Here is an 18,878-nt window from a genome sequence, read left to right on the forward strand (position 1 = left end):
CGTCCTGGGTGTCGGTGTCGATGATGGTGATCGGGGTGTCGGTGACGGGGTCGCCGGTGTCGTCGGTGATGGTGCCGACGATGTCGACCGTGTCCGGTTCGGGGTCGACGGGTGCGGCGGGCTGTTCGAGTTCGAGGGGCGGGTTGGGGTCGCCGGCTGCGGGGGTGGTGAATTCGATGGGGCGGTCGGTGTCGCCGTCGACGATGATCGTGTAGTCGGTCTCGGGGGCGAGGTCGGGTGCTTCGAAGGTGCCGGTGTCGTCGGTGGTGGTCTCGATGGCGACGTCCTGGGTGTCGGTGTCGATGATGGTGATCGGGGTGTCGGTGACGGGGTCGCCGGTGTCGTCGGTGATGGTGCCGACGATGTCGACCGTGTCCGGCTCGGGGTCGACGGGTGCGGTCGTGGCCGAGAAGGCGAAGTCGAGGTCGGCACGGTCGCCCGCGACCAGCGAGAAGTCCTGCGTCGTCGCACCCGACGAGCCGTCGGGCGGAGTGATCGTGACGGTGTAGCCGGGTGCCGCGGTCAGGGCGGGGAAGGCGTAGCGCCCGTCGGCGTCGGTCGTCGTCGTCGCGACGACGCGTCCGGTGGCGTCCGCGACCGTCACCGCGCCTCCTTCGTACGGCGTCGTCGTGCCGTCGACGGTGCTCTGCGCGACACCGGATGCGGCGAACGTCTTCGTCGCGAACCAGGTCTGGTAGATCGGTCGCCCCGAGCGCTGCTGGTACGTGATGGTCAGACTCGACAGCGCGACGGTCGGGCTGAACCAGCCGGTGGCGCCCTCGGTGTCCGCGGCTGCGGCGTTGCCGGTCAGGGTCGCGGTGGCCGGATCCCAGCTCGGCACGTCGCCGGTGCCGCCGCCGGCGCACGAGGGGCTGCCGGCGAGTCCGCACGAGTTGTAGACGCCCTGGAACCCCAGGGCGTCGGAACCGACGGGCGCTCCCTCGGCGTCCAGCGCGGTGATCGTCGCCTGGTCGGCGTCGACGTCGCCCAGCACGAACGACCAGCCGGCCGTGGGGGTGGCCGAGGCGAAGGTGTACGTGGTGACCGAGGCGGCCTGCGGGGTGGGGGAGTCGCGCATGGGTCTGAGGTTCAGGTACGTGGTGCCGCGGCTGGTGCCGTACTCGAGGCCGGGCGGGGTGTTCGGACCCTGCCAGCCGCTCGCACCGCTCGGGACGGTCGCCGACGAGGCGTTCGTGGTGAACGACGTCGCGGGGAACCCGCCGTCGAGTGTCATGGTGCCGACCGAGCCGGTGCCGGACGCCAGGCGCTCGACCGTGAAGTCCCCCCAGTCGCCGCCTTGCGCCGCGGAGGCGGTGGTCACCCCGCCGAGCGCCGTCGCGACCGAGACGAGGACGGCGACGCCTGCGGCGGCCATGCGGCGTCCCGTGCCGCGGAGGGGTGATCCCGAGCCGAGGAGGCGCGGTTCGGCTGGTGCGGACTTCTCGCGGCTCAAGGATGCTCCCGTCGGGAGCGACCCCCGGCCGCCCCAGTCTGCGACGCGTCCTGATACGCGCCACGAAACCGACGTTAGTTCAATTCCTGCCGGAGCGCGCGCCCCCCGGCCGATGGACGACGACGCGGCACCGTCGACCGCACCCGCGAGGGTGAGGCGCACGGTGCCGCTCGTCGTCAGACGTCGTCCTGGGGTGCTACGAGTGCTTCTTCACCTTCGAGACCGCGTCCTCCGCGTGGCTGGCGACGTCGCGCTTGCCCTTCTTGTCGGCGCGCTTCTCCTTGAGGGAGCGGACCGCCGTCTTCGCGCTGTCCTTCTTCGCTGATTTCTCTGCCATGGTGTCGCCTCCGTACCTGGACCTCCATGGCCCGGTCGCTGGAGCCTAGGCGTGCGGGCGGCCGCGGGGCGCACCGGCAGGCGGGTTGGCAGCTTCGGGGCCTCGCCGTGTCGGCGGCTGCCGCTACCGTAGTCCCCGCCCGAGCACCCCGCCCGATCCCCGAGAGACCGACATGAGCGACGACCTCACCGCCCCTGCGACCGTGCGTCCGCCCGGTGCGGCCCTCACCCGCAGCGAGCGTCTCGACGACCTCCCCTTCACCTCGAAGCACCGACGTCTGCTGGCTGGCTCCGGCATCGGCTGGGCCCTCGACGCGCTCGACGTCGGGCTGCTCTCGTTCGTCATCGCGCAGCTGGCCGTGGTGTGGAGCGACCAGGCCGGGCAGCTCGCCTGGGTCGCCTCGGCCGGGTTCGCCGGCATGGCGATCGGGGCGGCCGTCGGCGGCTCCCTCGCCGACCGCCTCGGCCGCAAGACGGTCTTCGCCCTGACCCTGCTGCTCTATGGGCTGGCCACCGGCCTGTCGGCGCTGTCGTGGTCGGTCGGCGTGCTGCTCGTGCTGCGCTTCGTCGTCGGGCTCGGTCTGGGCTCCGAGCTGCCCGTCGCCTCGACGCTCGTCAGCGAATTCTCGCCGCGACGCATCCGCGGCAGGGTCGTCGTGCTGCTCGAGGCGTTCTGGGCCGTCGGCTCGATCGGCGCCGCCCTCGTGGGGTACCTGGTCATCCCGACCAGCGACGACGGCTGGCGCTGGGCGCTGCTGATCGGGGCCGCGCCCGCCCTCTACGCGGTCTTCGTGCGGCTCCGCATGCCCGAGTCGGTGCGTTTCCTCGAATCGAAGGGCCGGCATGCCGAGGCCGAGCGCACCGTCCGCGGCTTCGAGGAGGCCGCGGGGGTGCCGGCACCAGCCCAGCCGGCCACCGAGCCGCCCGCGGCCGTCAGCAGGCCGACCCGCGCCTCCTTGGCACAGCTCTTCGGGGCGGGCATGGCGCGTCGCACGGTCGCGATCTGGGTCGTCTGGTTCATGACGAACTTCTCGTACTACGGTGCCTTCGTCTGGCTGCCGACCCTGCTCGTCGCCGCCGGGTTCCCGCTCGTGCGGTCGTTCGAGTACGTGCTGATCATCACGCTCGCGCAGCTGCCGGGCTACGCGGTCTCGGCCTGGCTGATCGAGAGGTGGGGGCGTCGAGGCACCCTCGCGTCGTTCCTGCTGGGGTCGGCGGTGGCCGCCGGGTTCTTCGGCTTCGGAGCGGTCAGCGGCAGCGTCGCGCAGATCCTGATCTCGGGCATGCTCCTGTCGTTCTTCAACCTCGGCGCGTGGGGAGCGCTCTACGCCGTGACCCCCGAGCTCTACCCGACGGCCCTGCGCGGCACGGGCGCCGGGTGGGCCGCTGGGGTGGGGCGCATCGCGTCGATCGTCGCGCCGCTCTCGGTGCCGCCCGTGCTCGCCCTCGGGGGTCCGCCCACGCTCTTCGTGCTGTTCGGTGCGGTGTTCGTGGTCGGCGCGCTGGCCGCGACGCAGCTGCCCGAGCTGCGCGGAACCCGGTTGGCGGAATGAGCGCCCGACGGCGGCCCACTCGGTCGCGGCGGCCGCTCGGGCGTCGCCGTCCGCTGACGCGGCGGAGGGCTCTCGGACTCCTCGTGGTGCTGCTGGCCGGGGTCGTCCTCGTGGCGTTCCCGCGCCTCCTCGGCGACGGGGCGGGCGTCGATCCGGCGGGTGGATCCGCCGGTGGCCCAGGAGGCGCGGGTCGAGAGGCCGTCCCGACCAGCGTCCCGTCCGGTGCGGCCGAGGCCGTCGTCGAGCGCGTGGTCGACGGCGACACCGTGGTCGTCCGGGTGCGGGGCGAGCGTGAGCGGATCCGGCTGATCGGCGTCGACACCCCGGAGACCGTCAAGCCCGACGCGCCCGTCGACTGCTTCGGGCCCGAGGCGAGCGCCGAGACGACCGAGCGGCTGCCCGAGGGGGCCACGATCTGGCTCGAGTCGGACGCCTCGCAGGGCGACGCCGACCGGTACGACCGGCTGCTGCGCTACGTCTGGTCGCCCGACGGCACGATGCTCAACGAGCACCTCATCGCCGACGGCTTCGGACGCGAAGACACCTACGACGACCCGTACCGCTACCGAGACCGGTTCGTGGCGGCCGAGGCCCGTGCCGAACGCGACCGCACCGGGCTCTGGGGCGCCTGCCGCTGACGCGAGTGCGTGCGTGCGTGCTCGTGCGCGTGCCCGCTCGTGCGTGTGCGTGTGCGTGCTCGTGCCCGCTCGCGTGCGTGCCGGTGCTCGCGCGTGCGTTTGGCCCCCCGGGTTCGGCGGGTTCCCGTCATCCGCGGCGGGTCAGCGCTGACCCGCCCCCGATGACACCGACCCGCCGATACCCGGTTCGCCGGCCCGCCGCAGTCCGGGCCACCAGAATCGATCGCCCAGCAGGAAGACCAGGGCGGGCACGAGCACGGTCCGCACGACGAGCGTGTCGAGCAGCACGCCGATGCAGACGATCACGCCCACCTGCGTCAGCGCCACCACGGGCAGCACCCCGAGCACGGCGAAGACGGCCGCGAGCAGGATGCCCGCGCTGGTGATCACGGCCCCCGTCGAGGCGAGGGCGCGCACCATGCCCTCGCGGGTGCCGTGCACCAGCGCCTCCTCGCGGGCCCGGGTCGTCAGGAAGATGTTGTAGTCGACCCCGAGCGCGACCAGGAACAGGAACGCGTACAACGTCACGGCGGTGTCGAGCGCCGGGAACCCCAGCACGTTCTGGAACAGCCACGTCGACGCCCCGAGGCTCGCGAAGAACGTCGCCAGCACCGACGCGATCAGCAGCACGGGCGCGACGAGCGAGCGCAGCAGCAGCGCGAGGATGACGAACACGATCGCGAGGATGATCGGCGCGATCAGGTCGATGTCGGCCTGCGCGGCGACCTTCGTGTCGAAGGCGGTCGCGTCGCTGCCGCCGACCAGTGCTTCTGACACGGCCCCGTCGCCCGCGCCAGCACCGTCGCCCGCGCCCGCGCCGTCGGCGTACGCCGTCCGCAGCCGGTCGATCGTCGCGAAGGCCTCGTCGCTCTCGGGCTCGGCCGTCAGCTGCAGATCGATGCGGGTCAGCCCGTCCGACGATTCTCCGGTGGTCGCGGACTCGACGCCCGCGGTGTCGGCGGCCAGCGCCGTGGCGGCGTCGGCCGAGTCCGTCGGCACGAGCACGACCGTCTGGCTGGTCAACCCGGCCGAGAACGACTCGTCGACGATCACCTGCGCCGACACGGACTCGGGGTCGCCGAGCAGCTGGTCGGTCTGCGACAGTCCGACGGCGTAGCCGCCGAGCCCGAGGCAGAGCACGCCGATGCCCGCCACGGCCGACACGGCCACGACGGCCGGACGACGTGAGACGCCGCGACCGAGTCGATCCCAGAAGCCGCGGCGCGGGGCCGCGTGGTGGGTCGCGCCTCCTGCAGTCGTCTGCGGGTGGTCGACGGCCTCCGAGGAGGCGCGGGGCACGAAGGGCCAGAAGAGCCCGCGACCGCAGACCACCAGTGCCGCCGGCAGCGCCACGAGGGCGAAGACGATGGCGATGACGACGCCGACCGCGCAGGCGAAGCCGAGGGCGCGGTTGCCCGACAGCGACGCGAGCAGAAGGGTCAGCAGGCTCAGGGCGACCGTGCCGCCGCTCGCGGCGATCGCGGGCCCGGCGCTCGTGACGGCGGTGCGCATGGCGCGGTGCCGGTCGGGTTCGCGCAGCAGCTCCTCGCGGTAGCGGGCGACGAGCAGCAGGGCGTAGTTCGTGCCGGCGCCGAAGACGAGCACCGAGAGGATCCCCGAGATCGACGCGTCGATGGTGATGCCCAGGGGCTCGGCCAGGGCGGCGGCGACACGACCGGCGAGCGCGTCGGCGGCGCCGACGACGGCGAGGGGGACGATCCAGAGCACGGGGCTGCGGTAGGTGACGATCAGCAGCAGGGCGACCACGATCACGGTGACGAGCAGCAGCCGGAAGTCGGCGCCGGCGAACGCGTTCGCGATGTCGTCCTGGAACCCGATCGGACCGGTCAGCGACGCCTCGAGGCCGGCGGGGAGTTCGGCGCCGGCCGCGTCGCGGAGCGCCGTCGCCGTGCCCGCGACGTCGGCGTCGGCTTCGTCGGCGTCGAGCGGCACGGCGATCAGCGCGGCCGTCCCGTCGTCGCTGATCTGGGGCCGGACGGCCTGCGGGGCGGTCGACAGCTCGGCGAGGGCGGAGGCGCGGGCCGAGATCGCGGCGAGCGCCCGGTCGTCGAGGGTGTCGCCCCCGTCGCTGAAGACGAGGATGCCGACGGTCGTGTCCGAGCTCGGGAACCGGTCGAGCAGGGCGGTCACCTCGGCGGACTGGCTGGAGGCGGGCACGCCCGAGGGAGGCGCGGCGTCGCCCTCGCTCGACGGCAGGAAGGCGAAGAGGAGGGCCACGGCCACCGCGGTGGCGACCAGGACGGCCCAGGCGGTCCGACGGCCGCTGACGAATCGGGCGAGTGTGCGCACGGAGAATCCTTCGGTCACTGAATGTCTTAGCGGCTAAGACTATTGCAGATCACAGGGGCGTGCGCCACAATCGAGATGCAGGAGGTCCGATGCCCGACCCGACCCACCCCACGACGTCCCCCGTGCCCGCCGGGCGGGCAGCGCGCGACGACGCCGCGCAGCCCTTGCCGCCCGACGGGCCCCGCCCGGCCGACCGGCAGGGGCGGCCCGACCGCTCGCCGCTGGCCGACGACATCGTCACCCACATGCAGCGCCTCACGACCGAGTCGCAGAAGGTGGCGCAGGCCTTCGCGACCCAGCACGGTCTCGGGCACATCGACCTCGAGGCGCTGCTGCACGTCATGCAGGCCGAGCGCGGCGGCGACCCCGTCACGGCGGGGCGGCTCGGCGAACTGCTCGGCGTCACGTCGGGCGCCGCCACCGGGGTCATCGACCGTCTCGAACGCGTCGGGCATGTGCAGCGCAGCCGCGACGACGTCGATCGTCGCCGCGTGCTCGTCCGCTACTCCGACCGCGCGCGTGCCGTGGCGGGCGCCTTCTTCGGGCCGCTCGGCGTCATGAGCGACCGCGTCATGTCCGAATTCGACGAGGGGGAGCTCGAGACGGTCCGCCGGTTCCTCGACGGGATGTCGGGGGCTATGGCCGAGCGTGCGCGCGAGGTGGGCGGCGGCGCGCAGCCGACCCGCGCCTCCTCGGCTGGTGTCGCCGGCAGCGGGTAACGTCGTCCGGGAACTCGGAAGGCAGGTGGCACGTGACCGACCACGTCTCGGCGCTCGACCTCTTCTCGATCGGCATCGGCCCGTCGAGCTCGCACACCGTGGGGCCCATGCGGGCAGCCCGGCAGTTCCTGCTGGCCGTCGAGGCCGATGGGCGTCTGACCGACGTCGCACGGGTCGAGGCCGTGCTCTACGGCTCGCTCGCCGCGACCGGTCTCGGGCACGGCACCCCGTCGGCGGTGCTGGCCGGTCTCGCGGGCATGGACCCCGAGTCGTGCGACCCCGACGTGGTCACCGGCATGCAGGCCTCGGTCGAGCACGGCGGCGGTCTACGGCTGCTGGGTCGTCACCAGATCGCGTTCGCCCCCAACGACCTCCGCATGGCGCCGCTCACGCGCATGCCCCGTCACCCCAACGCCCTGAGCGTCGAGGCCTTCGACGTCGAGGGCTCGAGCATCGCCCGCGAGGTCTACTTCTCGGTCGGCGGCGGCTTCGTCGTCCGCGACGGCGACGACGAGCACGCGGTGCCGACGGCCGAGGCGCCCTTCGCCTTCGTCGACGCCGACGACCTCCTCCGGCTCTGCGACGCCGAGGGGGCGTCGATCGCCGAGCTGGCCTGGCGCAACGAGGTCGCGCTGCACGGTGCCGAGGCGGCCTCGGCCGGTCTCGACGCGCGGTGGGCCGCGATGCGGGCCTGCGTCGACGCCGGTCTCGAGGCGACGGGGGTGCTCCCGGGCTGGATGAAGGTGCCGCGGCGTGCCCGGCAGTTCGCGTCGATGCTCCGTCAGCACGAAGAGCGGGCGACGAGCTACGCCCTCGGCGGCTCCGCGATCGACCAGGGCCGCGCCTCCTCGCTGCTGGCCTCCGATCTGCCCGCTCAATGGCTGCAGGCCTACGCGATGGCCGTGAACGAAGAGAACGCCGGCGGCGGGCGCGTCGTCACGGCGCCGACCAACGGGGCGGCCGGCATCATCCCGGCGGTGGCGTACTACGCGATGCGGTTCCACGGGGCGACCGACCACGAGCTCGCGCGCACCTACCTGCTGACCGCTGCCGCGATCGGGTCGCTCTACAAGCGCAACGCCTCGATCTCGGGTGCGGAGGCCGGCTGCCAGGGCGAGGTCGGGTCGGCGTCGTCGATGGCCGCCGGTGCGTTGACGGCGCTGCTCGGCGGCACCCCGCGCCAGATCGAGAACGCCGCCGAGATCGCGATGGAGCATCACCTCGGCCTCACCTGCGACCCCGTCGGCGGGTTCGTGCAGGTGCCGTGCATCGAGCGCAACGCGATCGCCGCCGGCACGGCCGTAGCGGCGACCCGCATGGCGCTGCTCGGCGACGGCAGTCACGTCGTCAGCCTCGACACCGTGATCGAGACGATGCGCCAGACCGGTCGCGACATGAAGGACAGCTACAAGGAGACGAGCCGGGCGGGTCTCGCGGTCAACGTCATCGAGTGCTGAGTTCGTGCTGAGTCGCGTCCCGCACGCCGTCATCGAGTGCTGAGTTCGTGCTGAGTCGCGTCCCGCACGCCCATGAACCGCGTTCGCGACGATGAACCGCGATATATCCCGGTTCATCTTCGCGAACGCGGTTCTTCGTCACCGGTCGCCGGGCCGAGTCGACCCACGCCGAGCCGTCCAGCCGAGGAGGCGCGGGTGATGTCGGCGGCCGCCGCTAGCCTCGTCGCATGACACCGCCTCGCCGCTCCGCCGCCCGTTCCGTCGCGTCGGTCGAGCACGGCACCGACGCCCCGCGCCTCGACCCGGTCGACCCGCGCGGCCTCGTCGACGTCGGCTCGGACGGCACTGACACCGGCACCGGCACCGGCACCGGCACCGGCACTGGCACCGACCACCCCAGCACCGATCTGCCCGGGCCGCACGACTCGCGCGAGCTCGAGCGCTACGTCGGCGCCGACCTGACCGACCGAGACCTCGAGGGCACGTCGTTCAGCGAGTGCGTCTTCGAGTCGCCCCGCCTCGGCGCCGCCCGGCTGCGCGGGGCGCGCTTCGTCGAGTCGGTGCTCAGCGACTCCTTCGCCCCCGAGCTCGCGGCGTCGCGCAGCACCTGGCACGACGTGCGGGTCGAGCGACCGCGGTGGGGGTCGGCCGAGCTGTTCGACGCCGACCTGCGGTCGGTCCGCATCGTCGGCGGCAAGATCGACTACCTCAATCTGCGCGGCGCGCGCCTGACCGACGTCGTCATCGAGGGGTGCAGCATCGGCGAACTCGACCTCGGCGGGGTCACGGCGCTGCGGGTCGCGTTCGTCGACTGCCGGGTCGGCACGCTCGACGTCACCCGCGCCTCCTTGGCTCATACCGACCTGCGCACGACGTCGTTCTCGCGCATCGACGGTCTCGCCGGTCTCAGCGGCGCCACGATCGACGACGATCAGCTGTCGATGCTCGCCCCCGTCCTCGCCGCGCATCTGGGGCTCGTCGTCGACTGACCGGGGGCGGCGTATTGCCCTGTGCTACGCCCACGTCGAACACCCGGGGTCGCCGGGGGCCCCCGGTGCTATCGTCGCAGGCAGAGCAACGCGCTCCGGGGTCAGTGCAAATCTGAACCGGCGGTCACAGTCCGCGACCCGAGGCACCTCCTCACCGAGGCGCCGAGGTTGAACCGGTGGAATCCCGGTACCGACGGTCATAGTCCGGATGAGAGGCAGCGCGGGCCCGACCACTCGTCAGCGAGCGGTGGGCCGTTGCGACCCTGCGTCGCGTCCCCGGAGTTCACCACGACCGGAGGACGACATGACACGCACCACCGCAACCGCCGCGCGATGCGCCGCGACGGCGTTCGACGGACCCGTGGGGGCTCAGCCCCTCACCGGGTCCCCCGCGATCGTGCGCGGGGCGGTGCGCTGACGTGTTCACCGGTCTGGTCGAAGAGCTCGGCAGCGTCGTCCGCATCGACGATCAGGGCGACAGCGTGCGGTTGACCGTGCGCGGCCCTCTCGCGGTCGCCGACGCCGACCACGGCGACAGCATCTCGGTCAGCGGGGTGTGCCTCACCGTGGTCGAGCACGACGACGAGACGTTCACCGCCGACGTCATGCGGCAGACCCTCGTCATGAGCACCATCGGGTCCTTCGGCCCCGGCGACGCGGTCAACCTCGAGCGGGCGGCACGGGTCGGCGACCGCCTCGGCGGGCACATCGTGCAGGGCCACATCGACGGCACCGCGCGGGTCGTCGAGATCGAAGACGGCGAGGCCTGGCGTCGCGTGCGCTTCGACCTCGCCGACGATCTCGCACCGCTCCTGGTCGACAAGGGGTCCGTCACGCTCGACGGGGTCAGCCTCACGGTCAGCGCCATCAGCGAGCCGGGGGCCCCGAGCGGGTGGTTCGAGGTCAGCCTCATCCCCGAGACGCTCGCCGTGACGACGCTCGGCGCCAAGACCGTCGGCGACGCCGTCAACGTCGAGACCGACGTGCTGGCCCGGCACGTCCGTCGCATGCTCCGGCTCGACGCGCTCGCAGCGCCGGTCACGCCGGTCACGCCGGTCACGCCTGCCGCGCCTCCCGCACCTTCCGAGTCCGCCGCACCCGCCGCACCCGACCACCTCACCGCTACCGACCCGACCGCCGGCGAGGCCCGACCGTGACCGGGCTGCCGACCGCGACGACCGAGGAGGCGCGGGTCGGCCCGACCACACCCCTCGCGTCGATCGAGACCGCGCTCGAGCACCTGCGGCGCGGTCGACCCGTCATCGTGGTCGACGACGAGTCGCGTGAGAACGAGGGCGACGTCGTCCTCTCGGCCGAGCTCGCCTCGCAGGAGTGGCTGGCCTGGACGGTGCGCGTCTCGTCGGGCTTCGTCTGCGCCCCGATGACGAACGCCGAGGCCGACCGGCTCGACCTGCCCCCGATGGTCGCCCGCAACGAGGACGACCGCGGCACGGCCTACACGGTCAGCGTCGACGCGGCGACCGGCGTGACCACCGGGATCAGCGCCTCCGACCGGGCCACGACCCTGCGCGTCCTCGCGTCGGCGTCGAGCGTGCGCGACGACCTGCACCGCCCCGGTCACGTCATCCCGCTGCGGGCACGCGACGGGGGAGTCCGCGAGCGCGACGGCCACACCGAGGCCTCGGTCGATCTGATGAAGGCGGCGGGGCTGCGCCCGGTGGCCGCCATCAGCGAGATCGTGGCCGACGACGGCGAGATGATGCGCCTCCCCGGCCTGCTCGAGCTCGGAACCCGCGAGGGCGTCCCCGTCATCACCATCGCCGAGCTGATCCTGTGGCTCGGCGACCGGGACCTCTCGGCTCCCGACTCGACCGGCACCACCGACATCACCGGCACCACCGACACTCTCACCGAAGGAGACCGCGCATGAGCGGCGAAGGCTCACCCACCGAACTCGAGGTCGACGGGACGGGCGTGCGCGTCACGATCGTCGCCGGCACCTGGCACCAGACGATCAGCGACGGCCTGCTGGCCGGGGCGCTCGCCGCGGCCGAGCGACTGGGCGCCACGGCCACCGTGCTGCGCGTGCCGGGCAGCTTCGAGCTGCCGGTCGTCGCGAAGGCGGCCCTCGAGTCCGGGGCCGACGCGGTCGTGGCGCTCGGCGTGATCATCCGCGGGGGCACGCCGCACTTCGAGTACGTGTCGGACGCCGCGACCTCCGGGCTCCTGCGGGTCAGCCTCGACACGGGCAAGCCCGTCGGTTTCGGGGTGCTCACCCTCGACGACGAGCAGCAGGGGCTCGATCGCGCCGGTCTGCCCGGCTCGAAGGAGGACAAGGGCGCCGAGGCCGCCCACGCCGCCATCGCCACCGCCGTGCAGCTGCGAGCCCTGGCCGCGCCCCGGTCCTGACGGCCGAGGGCTGGGCCCGAGGCCCTGACCCCCAGGCCCTGACCCCCAGGCCCTGACCCCCAGGCCCTGACCCCGAGGGTCAGGGCCCGAGGGCCATGCCCTCGTGGACTAGGCGAGCACCTCGTCGAAGAAGGCGCGCATCTGCGCCCACGAGCGTCGATCGGCCACGGCCTGGTACTGCGCCCCGTGCTCGGGCGAGTCGACCTCGGGCACGGCGAACGCGTGCATGGCGCCGCTGTAGGTCACGATCTGCCAGTCGGGTGCGCCCGCGTTCCGCAGCTCGTCCTCGAACGCGACGACGGCCTCGTCGGGGACGACCGGGTCGGCCGAGCCCGTCATCACGAGAATCGGCGCGCTGACCGCACCGGGCAGCGCGGGTGCACCGGTCGACAGGCCGCCGTGGAACGCCGCGACCCCGGCCACGGGCGCCCCGGCCCGGGCGAGTTCGAGCGCGGCCGATCCGCCGAAGCAGTAGCCCATCACGGCGATGCGCTCGGGGTCCACACCGGGCTCTGCGCGCAGTCGTTCGAGGCTGGCGAGGAGGCGTGCGCGGAGGGCCGGCACGTCGCCGTACCAGCGGCCCGCCTCGGCGGCGGCGCCGTCGGGCCCGGGGCGGACGCCCTGGCCGTAGACGTCTCCGGCGAGGGCGACGTAGCCGAGCCGCGCGAGCATCTGCGCGCGCACCTTGACGTGGTCGACGACACCGAACCAGTCGTGCAGCACGAGCACTGCGGGGCGCAGCTCCGACTCCGAGGAGGCGCGGGGCGGCGTCGCGAGGAACCCTTCGAGATCGGTCGCTCCGTCCCGGTACACGACGTCGCCCGATTCGACGCCTCCCGGGTCGGGCACCGTCGCAAGCAGTCGTTCGAGATCAGGGGAGAGGGGGGTCAGGGGTGCTTCGCTGTCGGTCACGCCGTCACGGTACTCCGGCCCGCTCGACCGTCGCCGCGCCGCCTCGGCACACAGCCGGCTGAACCCCGACGCGCCCGCCCGGTTCCTCCTCGGCACGGCAGCGGCAGCGGCTCGCAGGGGCCGCGCGTCGCGTCAGCCGACGAGCCGGGTGACCGCCTGCCGCACGACCTCGCAGCGGCGTTCGTGCGGCCCGGTGTGCAGATTCGACGCGTCGGGGGTGACGAACCAGGCGAGCACGAGGCCGAAGACCATCGTCAGCAGCTCGTCGGCATCCCACTCGGAGGGGATCGCGCCGGCCTGCTGAGCCTCACGGACCGCCCGTCGACGGTCTTCGAGCTGATCGTGGTCGACGACGCCGGGGCTGGGCAGCGACACCCCCTCGATCTGCCCCCAGAGCAGCAGGCGGGCGTCGTCGGGGTGGGTGGCGAGGTGGTCGTAGAGGCGGGAGGCCCAGCGGGGCAGATCGTGGGCGTCGAAGGGGATGGCGGCGAGCCAGCGATCGATGCTCTCACCGAGTGTCGCGTCGAACAGCTCGCGCTTGGTGGCGAAGTGCGCGTAGAGCCGTTCTTTGCTCGCCTCGGCCTCGCGGGCGATGGTGTCGATGCGGGCCCCGGCGAGACCTCGGGCGGCGAACTCCGACCGCGCGGCCTCGAGCAGGCGCTCTCGCGGAGGTGTGGGGCGACGGGGCATCCCCAGATCATATGGCCGTCGGGCGGTGCCCTGTGCACGACCCGGAGCGGCCGAGGAGGCGCGGTGTCAGCGGCCGCCGCCGGTCGCGTCGGCCGAGCGTGCCATCGGCACGTGCGGGATCTCGTCTTCGATGAACTCGGCGCCGTCGAGCACGAACCCGAACCGCGCGTACCAGTCGGCGAGGTGCGCCTGGGCGTCGAGCCGCACGAGTCGCCCCGCGCACCGGTCGAGCGCCAGGCCCATCAGCTGGGCGGCCAGCCCGCGACCTCGCGCCGTCGCAGCGGTGGCGACCCGCCCGATGCGACGGTCGTCGCCGTCGTGCAGCAGGCGCAGGGTGGCCGCCACCCGGCCGTCGACCTCGGCCCAGAGCATCGTGGCGTCGGGCTCGAGGTCGCGCCCGTCGAGCTCGGGGTAGGCGCACCGCTGTTCGACGACGAAGACGTCGACGCGCAGCTTCAGCAGCTCGTAGAGGGTGACGGGCGGCATGTCGGCGAGGGGCGCGGTGTGGAGGGTGACGTTCACGGGATCAGGGTATCGGCGGCCCCCGACACCGCGAGCGCGACGTCCTCTTCTCCCGGTGACGCGCCTCCTGTACCCCCGCCTCGTACCCCGATCCCCTGGGCGGGTGTGTCGTTCCGGCGGCGGACGGTGCCAGCGGGTGAAGCTGACGGGGGTAGACGGGTGATTCTCCCCCCTGGGCCTCACGTCCCGGCCCGTGGCGTGATGGTGTTGTAGGTCGTCCGGACCGACCCACCCGGCCCGACCGATCAGACCCGACCCGACCCGACCCGACCCGACCCATCCGACTCCGACCGACCGACCCCCGCGCGAACGCGATCGCGCCCCGTGGAAGACGCATGTCCCCCGACCACTCCGACCCCCTCACCCCGTCCGACCCGGTGGCGCCGTCCGACCCGGCCGCCCCCGCCGTCGACCCGACCGATCCGATCGATGTCCTCGACGCGGGTGATCTGGCGAGATCCGCTGGTGAGCCACGCACGAGGGTGGTGGTCTTCGGCGACGTGCTCGACGACGTCATCGTCACCGCCGCGACGCCGGCGGCGACGGGCACGGACACGGAGGCGCTGATCCGGCACCGCGCGGGTGGCGCCGCGGCGAACACGGCGGCGTGGCTCGGTTCGCTCGGCGGCGAGGTCGACTTCGTCGGGAGGGTCGGGGTCTCCGACCGGCACCGGCACGCGCAGCTGCTGGCGGACGCCGGCGTGCTGCCCCGGCTGAGCTACGACGCCCACGACTCGACCGGCACGGTCGTCATCACCGTCGAGGGCGAGGTGTCGTCGATGTTCACCGACCGGGGGGCGAGCGCCGCACTCGATCCCGACGACGTCCCCGACGAACTGCTCGAGTCCGCGGCCGTGCTGCACGTCACCGGCTACTCGGTGGTCCACTCGCGCACTCCAGTACCGCTCCGCCGCCTCATGACCAGAGCGCGCGAGGCGGGCGTGGCGGTCTCCGTCGACCCGGGCAGCAGCGGTTTCATCGGCCGGTTCGGCGTCGCGGCGTTCCTCGACGCCATCGAAGGAGCCGACCTGTTCTTCGCGAGCCCGGCCGAGGGTCGGCTGCTGACCGGTCTCGACGACGAGCACGGGATCGCCACGGCCCTCGCCGAGCGCTTCGGCGTGGTCTGCCTCGTGCAGGACGACGGAGGCGCGGTGCTGGCCCGACACGGACGCTCGGTCGTCGACGTGCCCTCGGTGACGACCCGCGTGGTCGACCCCGTGGGAGTGGGCGACGCGTTCGCCGCCGGGTTCATCGACTCGTGGCGGACGACTCGCAAGCCGGGCGTCGCAGCCCGTCGGGGCGCCCGCGCCGCGGCCCGGGCCTTCGCCGTCGCCGGAGGCCGCCCGCCCGCCTGACGCCGACGGCGTCGGTGCGCGGCCCCCCCGGGCGTCGGTGCGCGGCTCGGCCCCGGCGTCGGTGCGCGGCCCCGCCCGGCCTCAGTGCGCCGTCTCGGCCCGGACGGTGAGGGTCTGCACCCGGGGCGGGGCCTCGGGCGTGAGACGGATCTCGAAGCGCAGCAGACCCCGTGACCCGGCCCGTCGCCAGACCAGGTGCGAGGGCGCCTTCGACTCGTCGTCGGCAAGGGGCTCCGCCGAGGTCGGCGCGAGGCCGCCGACCGACTCGACGGCCTCGCCCCAGGTGCGTCGGCGTCGCTCGAGGGGGATGTCGAGCTCGATGTTCTCGGCGAGCCAGTCGCCCGGTTCGCCGCCGCCGAGCACCAGCTCCTCGACCGCGTCGCGGGCGGCGAGGGTCTCGGGCCACGGCCGCACGCGGCTGCCGACCCCGGTGCCCTGCGCGGCCGTCTCGGCGAGCAGGCCGTCGAGCGCGAGCGTGATCGGCACCGACACCTGGGCGTAGGTCGCGTTCTCGAATCCGACGGCACCGACGCCGGTGGCGGGGTGCCAGCGCATGTGCGCAGAGAATCCGGGGTAGCCGCCGGAGTGCGAGACGATCGTGCCGTGGTCGGGGTGCTGCTCGACGAAGAGGCCGAGGCCGTAGCCGCCCGGGTGCGCGCCCAGCCCCGGGACGAAGCGCTGCAGCTGCTGCATCTCGCGTCGGGAGGCGCGCGACAGGATGCCGTCGAGGTCGCCCTCGCCGTCGGGGTCGAACGCCGAGCCGAGCCAGCGGGCCCAACGAGCGAGATCGTCGGTGGTGCTGAAGAGACCGCCGATCGGCGAGAAGGCGCCGGGGCCCGAGAACGGCAGAGGCTCCCAGCCGTCGCCGACGCGTCGGTGTCCGATCGCCAGACCGCCGGCGGCGGGCACGTCGTTCGTGAAGCCGGTGGAGTCGAGACCGAGCGGCGCCAGGACGTCCTGCTCGACGACCTCGCGGTACGGGCGACCCGAGGCCTCGGCGACGACACGGCCCAGCAGGGCGTATCCGAGGTTCGAGTAGGCGAACGCGGTGCCGGGGACGCTGTCGAAGCTCAGCCCGCGACGCAGCAGCGCGTCGAGGCCCTCGTCGGTCAGCGACTCCTGTCGGTCGCCCCACGGGTCGTCGGTCGGGAACCCGGCCGACATCGTCGCGAGCATCCTCAGCGTGGGCACGGGCGAGTCGGCGGTCGGCAGGGCGACGTCGGCGAAGGCGGGCACCCAGTCGGTCACGGGTGCGTCGAGGTCGAGGGCCCCGGTGTCGCGGAGCGCCAGCAGCACCGTCGCCGTGAAGCTCTTCGTGCACGAGGCGATGCGGTACGCGGTGTCCGGCCCGGGCGCGGCACCGTCCGCGCCGTCACCGCCGAGCGTCCCGGAGGCGCCCCGGTGGGTCACCCCGTGCCGGTCGAAGGTCGCCCAGACCGCGCTCGGCGCCTTCCGCTCCGCCCGCCGGGCGGCGAACACCGCATCGATCCCGGAGGCGCGGGTCGGCTCGGTCACGACTGCTCACCCTCGGACGACGTGCGACGCATCGTCTCGTACGCGTCCAGAGCGGCACGTCGCGAGGCCTTGAGATCGACGAGCGGCTCGGGGTAGTCCTCGTCGTCGATCTCGGGCACCCACTGCCGGATGTAGTCGCGGTGCTTGTCGAACTTCGTCGCCTGCAGCTCGGGGTTGAACACCCGGAAGTACGGTGCCGCATCCGCGCCCGAACCGGCGGTCCACTGCCAGTTGGCGGGGTTGTTGGCCTCGTCCGCGTCGACGAGAGTGTCCCAGAACCAGGCCTCGCCGACGCGCCAGTCGACGAGCATGTTCTTGATCAGGAAGCTCGCGGTGACCATGCGCACCCGGTTGTGCATCCAGCCGGTCGTCCAGAGCTGGCGCATGCCGGCGTCGACCAGGGGGATGCCCGTGCGGCCCTGACGCCAGGAGTCGATCTCGCTCTCGGGCACGTCGGCCCACGGGAAGCGGTCGAACTCGGGTCGGTAGCTGACCGTCGCGAGATCGGGCGAGGTGAACAGGATCGTGTGGTTGAACTCGCGCCAGACGACCTCGCGGAGGAACGACTGGGCGCGCTCGCGCGATGCGTCGGGCAGCGCCCCGCGCATCCGGTGCCAGATCTGGAACGGGCTGATCTCGCCGAACCGGAGGCGCGGCGACAGTCGACTCGTCGCCTCCTGCGCCGGGAAGTCGCGGTCCCCGTAGTCGGCCAGCGCGCCGGTCGCGAACGCCTCGAGCGTGTCGTGGGCTGCGGCCTCGCCAGGGGTCCAGGTGTCTCGGAGACCCGCGGCCCAGTCGGGTCGGGTCGGGAGGAGGCCCCAGTCGTCGAGCGGGTCGCTCGCGACGTCGGCGGGCGAGGTCAGGGCATCGGGCTCGTCGAGGGGGTGACGCGGCTCGGGTCGGTCGAGGCAGGCGCGGTAGAACGGCGTGAAGACCTTGAAGGGCTGCCCCTGCCCGGTCTGGATCGTCCAGGGCTCGAACAGGAGGTTGGCCTGGAAGCTGTCGGCGACGAGACCGCGGTCGCGCAGCGAGGTCTTCAGCCCGGCGTCGGCGTCGCGCGCAGCCTTGCCGTAGCGGCGGTTCCAGTAGACGGCCCCGGCCGACACGTCGTCCACCAGGCGCGGGATCTCGACCGCCGCGGCGCCCCGACGGAGGGTCAGACTCGAGCCCTTGGCTCGCAGATCGGCGTCGAGGGCGGTGAGGCTGTGGTGCAGCCACCATCGTGAGGCGCCGCCGAGGGGTCGGATGCCCTCGGTGTCGTCGTCGAGCAGGTAGAGCACCACCACGGGCTCGCCCCGGTCGACGGCGGCGTTCAGCGCCGGGTTGTCGGCGAGGCGGAGGTCGTCGCGCAGCCAGACGATCGAAGGGGTGCTCATGCGGGGTGCTCCTGATCGGCGCGGGTGGCCGAGCCGTCGCCGAGTCGGAGCCTCGTGCACAGGTCGGTGAGGGTGACGAGCTCGTCGTGGTCGAGGCTGCCGCCGACGCGGCGACGGATGGTCGCGGCGTGGCTGATCGCCGTGCGCCGGTAGAGCTCGTAACCGGAGTCGGTGAGGGCGACGATGATGCCGCGAGCGTCGCCCGGGTCGCTGAGCTTCTCGACGATGCCCCGGGCGGTGAGCCGGTCGACCAGTCGACTGATGCTCGGCTGGGTGAGCAGGAGGTGCCGGGTCAGATCGCGGATGCGGGCGCGCCGCTCGGGCTGACTCGACAGGTTGAACAGCACGTCGTACTCGTTGAACGAGATCTCCTGCGTCGGGAAGCAGTCGGTGAGTTCGCGCATCACGCTCACCTGCGCCCGGAAGAGCGCCTCCCAGGCGCCGACGGCCACGGATGTCTCGCTCATCTCTACCTCGCGTTCGTTTCCGTCGAGTCTACGAAAGCGCGGGGGTGTCCGTCCGCCACCGACGGTGCACGACAGAGGGCCGGTCGCCCAGTGGCGACCGGCCCTCATCCCTTGCACCGAGAGTGTCCTGCGATCTCATTCCACCTCGGCCGCCACAGCAAACGGCCTCGGTTCGATCAACCTATAACGAATCGGTAACGGCGGTCTAGCCCTGAA

General features: G+C 73.1%; 17 protein-coding genes, 1 pseudogene and 1 riboswitch. Of the genes and pseudogenes, 9 read left to right on the forward strand and 9 right to left on the reverse strand.

Annotated elements, in window-relative coordinates; all coding sequences use genetic code 11:
• Both SOM11_RS08790 and SOM11_RS08795 read right to left on the reverse strand, forming a co-directional pair.
• Nucleotides 1–1,453 (reverse strand): carboxypeptidase regulatory-like domain-containing protein (locus tag SOM11_RS08790; protein WP_320477802.1); only part of this gene is annotated, 1,453 nt, incomplete at its 3' end.
• A gap of 196 nt (nucleotides 1,454–1,649) precedes the next feature.
• On the reverse strand, nucleotides 1,650–1,790 hold the full coding sequence (locus tag SOM11_RS08795; protein ID WP_320477803.1) for a hypothetical protein: 141 nt from the start codon (nucleotides 1,788–1,790) through the stop codon (nucleotides 1,650–1,652).
• A gap of 172 nt (nucleotides 1,791–1,962) precedes the next feature.
• On the opposite strand from SOM11_RS08795, the gene SOM11_RS08800 reads away from it, so the two are divergent.
• The gene (locus tag SOM11_RS08800) at nucleotides 1,963–3,342 is read left to right on the forward strand and encodes an MFS transporter (RefSeq protein ID WP_320477804.1); all 1,380 of its coding nucleotides are present in this window, start codon (nucleotides 1,963–1,965) and stop codon (nucleotides 3,340–3,342) included.
• A gap of 83 nt (nucleotides 3,343–3,425) precedes the next feature.
• A complete protein-coding gene (locus SOM11_RS08805; RefSeq protein ID WP_320477805.1) occupies nucleotides 3,426–3,980 on the forward strand; it encodes a thermonuclease family protein in 555 nt (184 codons plus the stop codon).
• A 141-nt stretch (nucleotides 3,981–4,121) separates the two neighbouring features.
• Here the strand turns inward: SOM11_RS08805 and SOM11_RS08810 are convergent, their stop codons facing one another.
• Nucleotides 4,122–6,290: an MMPL family transporter gene (locus tag SOM11_RS08810; protein ID WP_320477806.1), complete on the reverse strand. Its 2,169-nt coding sequence runs from the start codon at nucleotides 6,288–6,290 to the stop codon at nucleotides 4,122–4,124.
• Between the two features lie 89 nt (nucleotides 6,291–6,379).
• Here SOM11_RS08810 and SOM11_RS08815 point away from each other — a divergent pair, with 89 nt between their 5' ends.
• The 6 genes and pseudogenes from SOM11_RS08815 to ribH all read left to right on the forward strand — a co-directional run bounded on the left by SOM11_RS08815 (nucleotide 6,380) and on the right by ribH (nucleotide 11,825).
• Nucleotides 6,380–7,009 (forward strand): MarR family winged helix-turn-helix transcriptional regulator, encoded by a 630-nt coding sequence (locus SOM11_RS08815; RefSeq protein ID WP_320477807.1) that lies wholly within the window; start codon nucleotides 6,380–6,382, stop codon nucleotides 7,007–7,009.
• A 32-nt stretch (nucleotides 7,010–7,041) separates the two neighbouring features.
• The gene (locus SOM11_RS08820) at nucleotides 7,042–8,466 is read left to right on the forward strand and encodes an L-serine ammonia-lyase (RefSeq protein ID WP_192058867.1); all 1,425 of its coding nucleotides are present in this window, start codon (nucleotides 7,042–7,044) and stop codon (nucleotides 8,464–8,466) included.
• A gap of 227 nt (nucleotides 8,467–8,693) precedes the next feature.
• Nucleotides 8,694–9,455, forward strand: coding sequence for a pentapeptide repeat-containing protein (locus SOM11_RS08825; protein ID WP_320477808.1), 762 nt, complete (start codon nucleotides 8,694–8,696; stop codon nucleotides 9,453–9,455).
• Nucleotides 9,456–9,542: 87 nt separating this feature from the next.
• Nucleotides 9,543–9,680: riboswitch (FMN riboswitch) on the forward strand.
• Nucleotides 9,681–9,874: 194 nt separating this feature from the next.
• Nucleotides 9,875–10,612 carry a riboflavin synthase gene (locus SOM11_RS08830; protein ID WP_320477809.1) on the forward strand — a complete coding sequence of 246 codons (738 nt, stop codon included), beginning with the start codon at nucleotides 9,875–9,877 and terminating at the stop codon, nucleotides 10,610–10,612.
• Nucleotides 10,609–11,268 (forward strand): annotated as a pseudogene (gene ribB / locus SOM11_RS08835) (3,4-dihydroxy-2-butanone-4-phosphate synthase); the annotation flags it as partial. The gene SOM11_RS08830 and the pseudogene ribB, both read left to right, overlap by 4 nt.
• A 74-nt stretch (nucleotides 11,269–11,342) precedes the next feature.
• Nucleotides 11,343–11,825 (forward strand): 6,7-dimethyl-8-ribityllumazine synthase, encoded by a 483-nt coding sequence (gene ribH / locus SOM11_RS08840; RefSeq protein ID WP_320477810.1) that lies wholly within the window; start codon nucleotides 11,343–11,345, stop codon nucleotides 11,823–11,825.
• 108 nt (nucleotides 11,826–11,933) lie between these two features.
• Here ribH and SOM11_RS08845 read toward each other — a convergent pair whose 3' ends face one another.
• From SOM11_RS08845 to SOM11_RS08855, 3 genes are all read right to left on the reverse strand, one after another.
• Nucleotides 11,934–12,737 carry a dienelactone hydrolase family protein gene (locus SOM11_RS08845; protein WP_320477811.1) on the reverse strand — a complete coding sequence of 268 codons (804 nt, stop codon included), beginning with the start codon at nucleotides 12,735–12,737 and terminating at the stop codon, nucleotides 11,934–11,936.
• Between the two features lie 132 nt (nucleotides 12,738–12,869).
• A complete protein-coding gene (locus SOM11_RS08850) occupies nucleotides 12,870–13,427 on the reverse strand; it encodes a TetR family transcriptional regulator (protein ID WP_192058858.1) in 558 nt (185 codons plus the stop codon).
• Between the two features lie 66 nt (nucleotides 13,428–13,493).
• Complete coding sequence (locus tag SOM11_RS08855; protein ID WP_320477812.1) at nucleotides 13,494–13,949, reverse strand: GNAT family N-acetyltransferase; 456 nt, start codon at nucleotides 13,947–13,949, stop codon at nucleotides 13,494–13,496.
• A gap of 335 nt (nucleotides 13,950–14,284) precedes the next feature.
• On the opposite strand from SOM11_RS08855, the gene SOM11_RS08860 reads away from it, so the two are divergent.
• Complete coding sequence (locus SOM11_RS08860) at nucleotides 14,285–15,304, forward strand: carbohydrate kinase family protein (RefSeq protein ID WP_320477813.1); 1,020 nt, start codon at nucleotides 14,285–14,287, stop codon at nucleotides 15,302–15,304.
• Between the two features lie 81 nt (nucleotides 15,305–15,385).
• On the opposite strand, the gene SOM11_RS08865 is transcribed toward SOM11_RS08860, so the two are convergent.
• Genes SOM11_RS08865 through SOM11_RS08875 form a run of 3 tightly spaced genes read right to left on the reverse strand, consistent with a single transcriptional unit; the run spans nucleotide 15,386 to nucleotide 18,662 of the window.
• A complete protein-coding gene (locus SOM11_RS08865) occupies nucleotides 15,386–16,819 on the reverse strand; it encodes a serine hydrolase domain-containing protein (RefSeq protein WP_320477814.1) in 1,434 nt (477 codons plus the stop codon).
• Nucleotides 16,816–18,195: a deoxyribodipyrimidine photo-lyase gene (locus tag SOM11_RS08870; protein ID WP_320477815.1), complete on the reverse strand. Its 1,380-nt coding sequence runs from the start codon at nucleotides 18,193–18,195 to the stop codon at nucleotides 16,816–16,818. The genes SOM11_RS08865 and SOM11_RS08870 overlap by 4 nt, the downstream gene beginning before the upstream one ends.
• Entirely contained in the window at nucleotides 18,192–18,662 is a 471-nt protein-coding gene (locus tag SOM11_RS08875; RefSeq protein WP_192058851.1) for a MarR family winged helix-turn-helix transcriptional regulator, read from the reverse strand. The genes SOM11_RS08870 and SOM11_RS08875 overlap by 4 nt, the downstream gene beginning before the upstream one ends.
• Nucleotides 18,663–18,878 lie beyond the last annotated feature (216 nt).

Source organism: Frigoribacterium sp. CFBP9029 (assembly GCF_034045305.1).
In the GTDB taxonomy this organism is placed as follows: Bacteria; Actinomycetota; Actinomycetes; order Actinomycetales; family Microbacteriaceae; genus Frigoribacterium.

Coding starts and splice junctions, on each gene's coding strand:
- SOM11_RS08795 (WP_320477803.1), bottom strand. CDS start 1,790: ATGGCAGAGAAATCAGCGAAGAAGGACAGCGCGAAGACGGCGGTCCGC.
- SOM11_RS08800 (WP_320477804.1), top strand. CDS start 1,963: ATGAGCGACGACCTCACCGCCCCTGCGACCGTGCGTCCGCCCGGTGCG.
- SOM11_RS08815 (WP_320477807.1), top strand. CDS start 6,380: ATGCCCGACCCGACCCACCCCACGACGTCCCCCGTGCCCGCCGGGCGG.
- SOM11_RS08825 (WP_320477808.1), top strand. CDS start 8,694: ATGACACCGCCTCGCCGCTCCGCCGCCCGTTCCGTCGCGTCGGTCGAG.
- ribH (WP_320477810.1), top strand. CDS start 11,343: ATGAGCGGCGAAGGCTCACCCACCGAACTCGAGGTCGACGGGACGGGC.
- SOM11_RS08850 (WP_192058858.1), bottom strand. CDS start 13,427: ATGCCCCGTCGCCCCACACCTCCGCGAGAGCGCCTGCTCGAGGCCGCG.
- SOM11_RS08860 (WP_320477813.1), top strand. CDS start 14,285: ATGTCCCCCGACCACTCCGACCCCCTCACCCCGTCCGACCCGGTGGCG.
- SOM11_RS08870 (WP_320477815.1), bottom strand. CDS start 18,195: ATGAGCACCCCTTCGATCGTCTGGCTGCGCGACGACCTCCGCCTCGCC.
- SOM11_RS08875 (WP_192058851.1), bottom strand. CDS start 18,662: ATGAGCGAGACATCCGTGGCCGTCGGCGCCTGGGAGGCGCTCTTCCGG.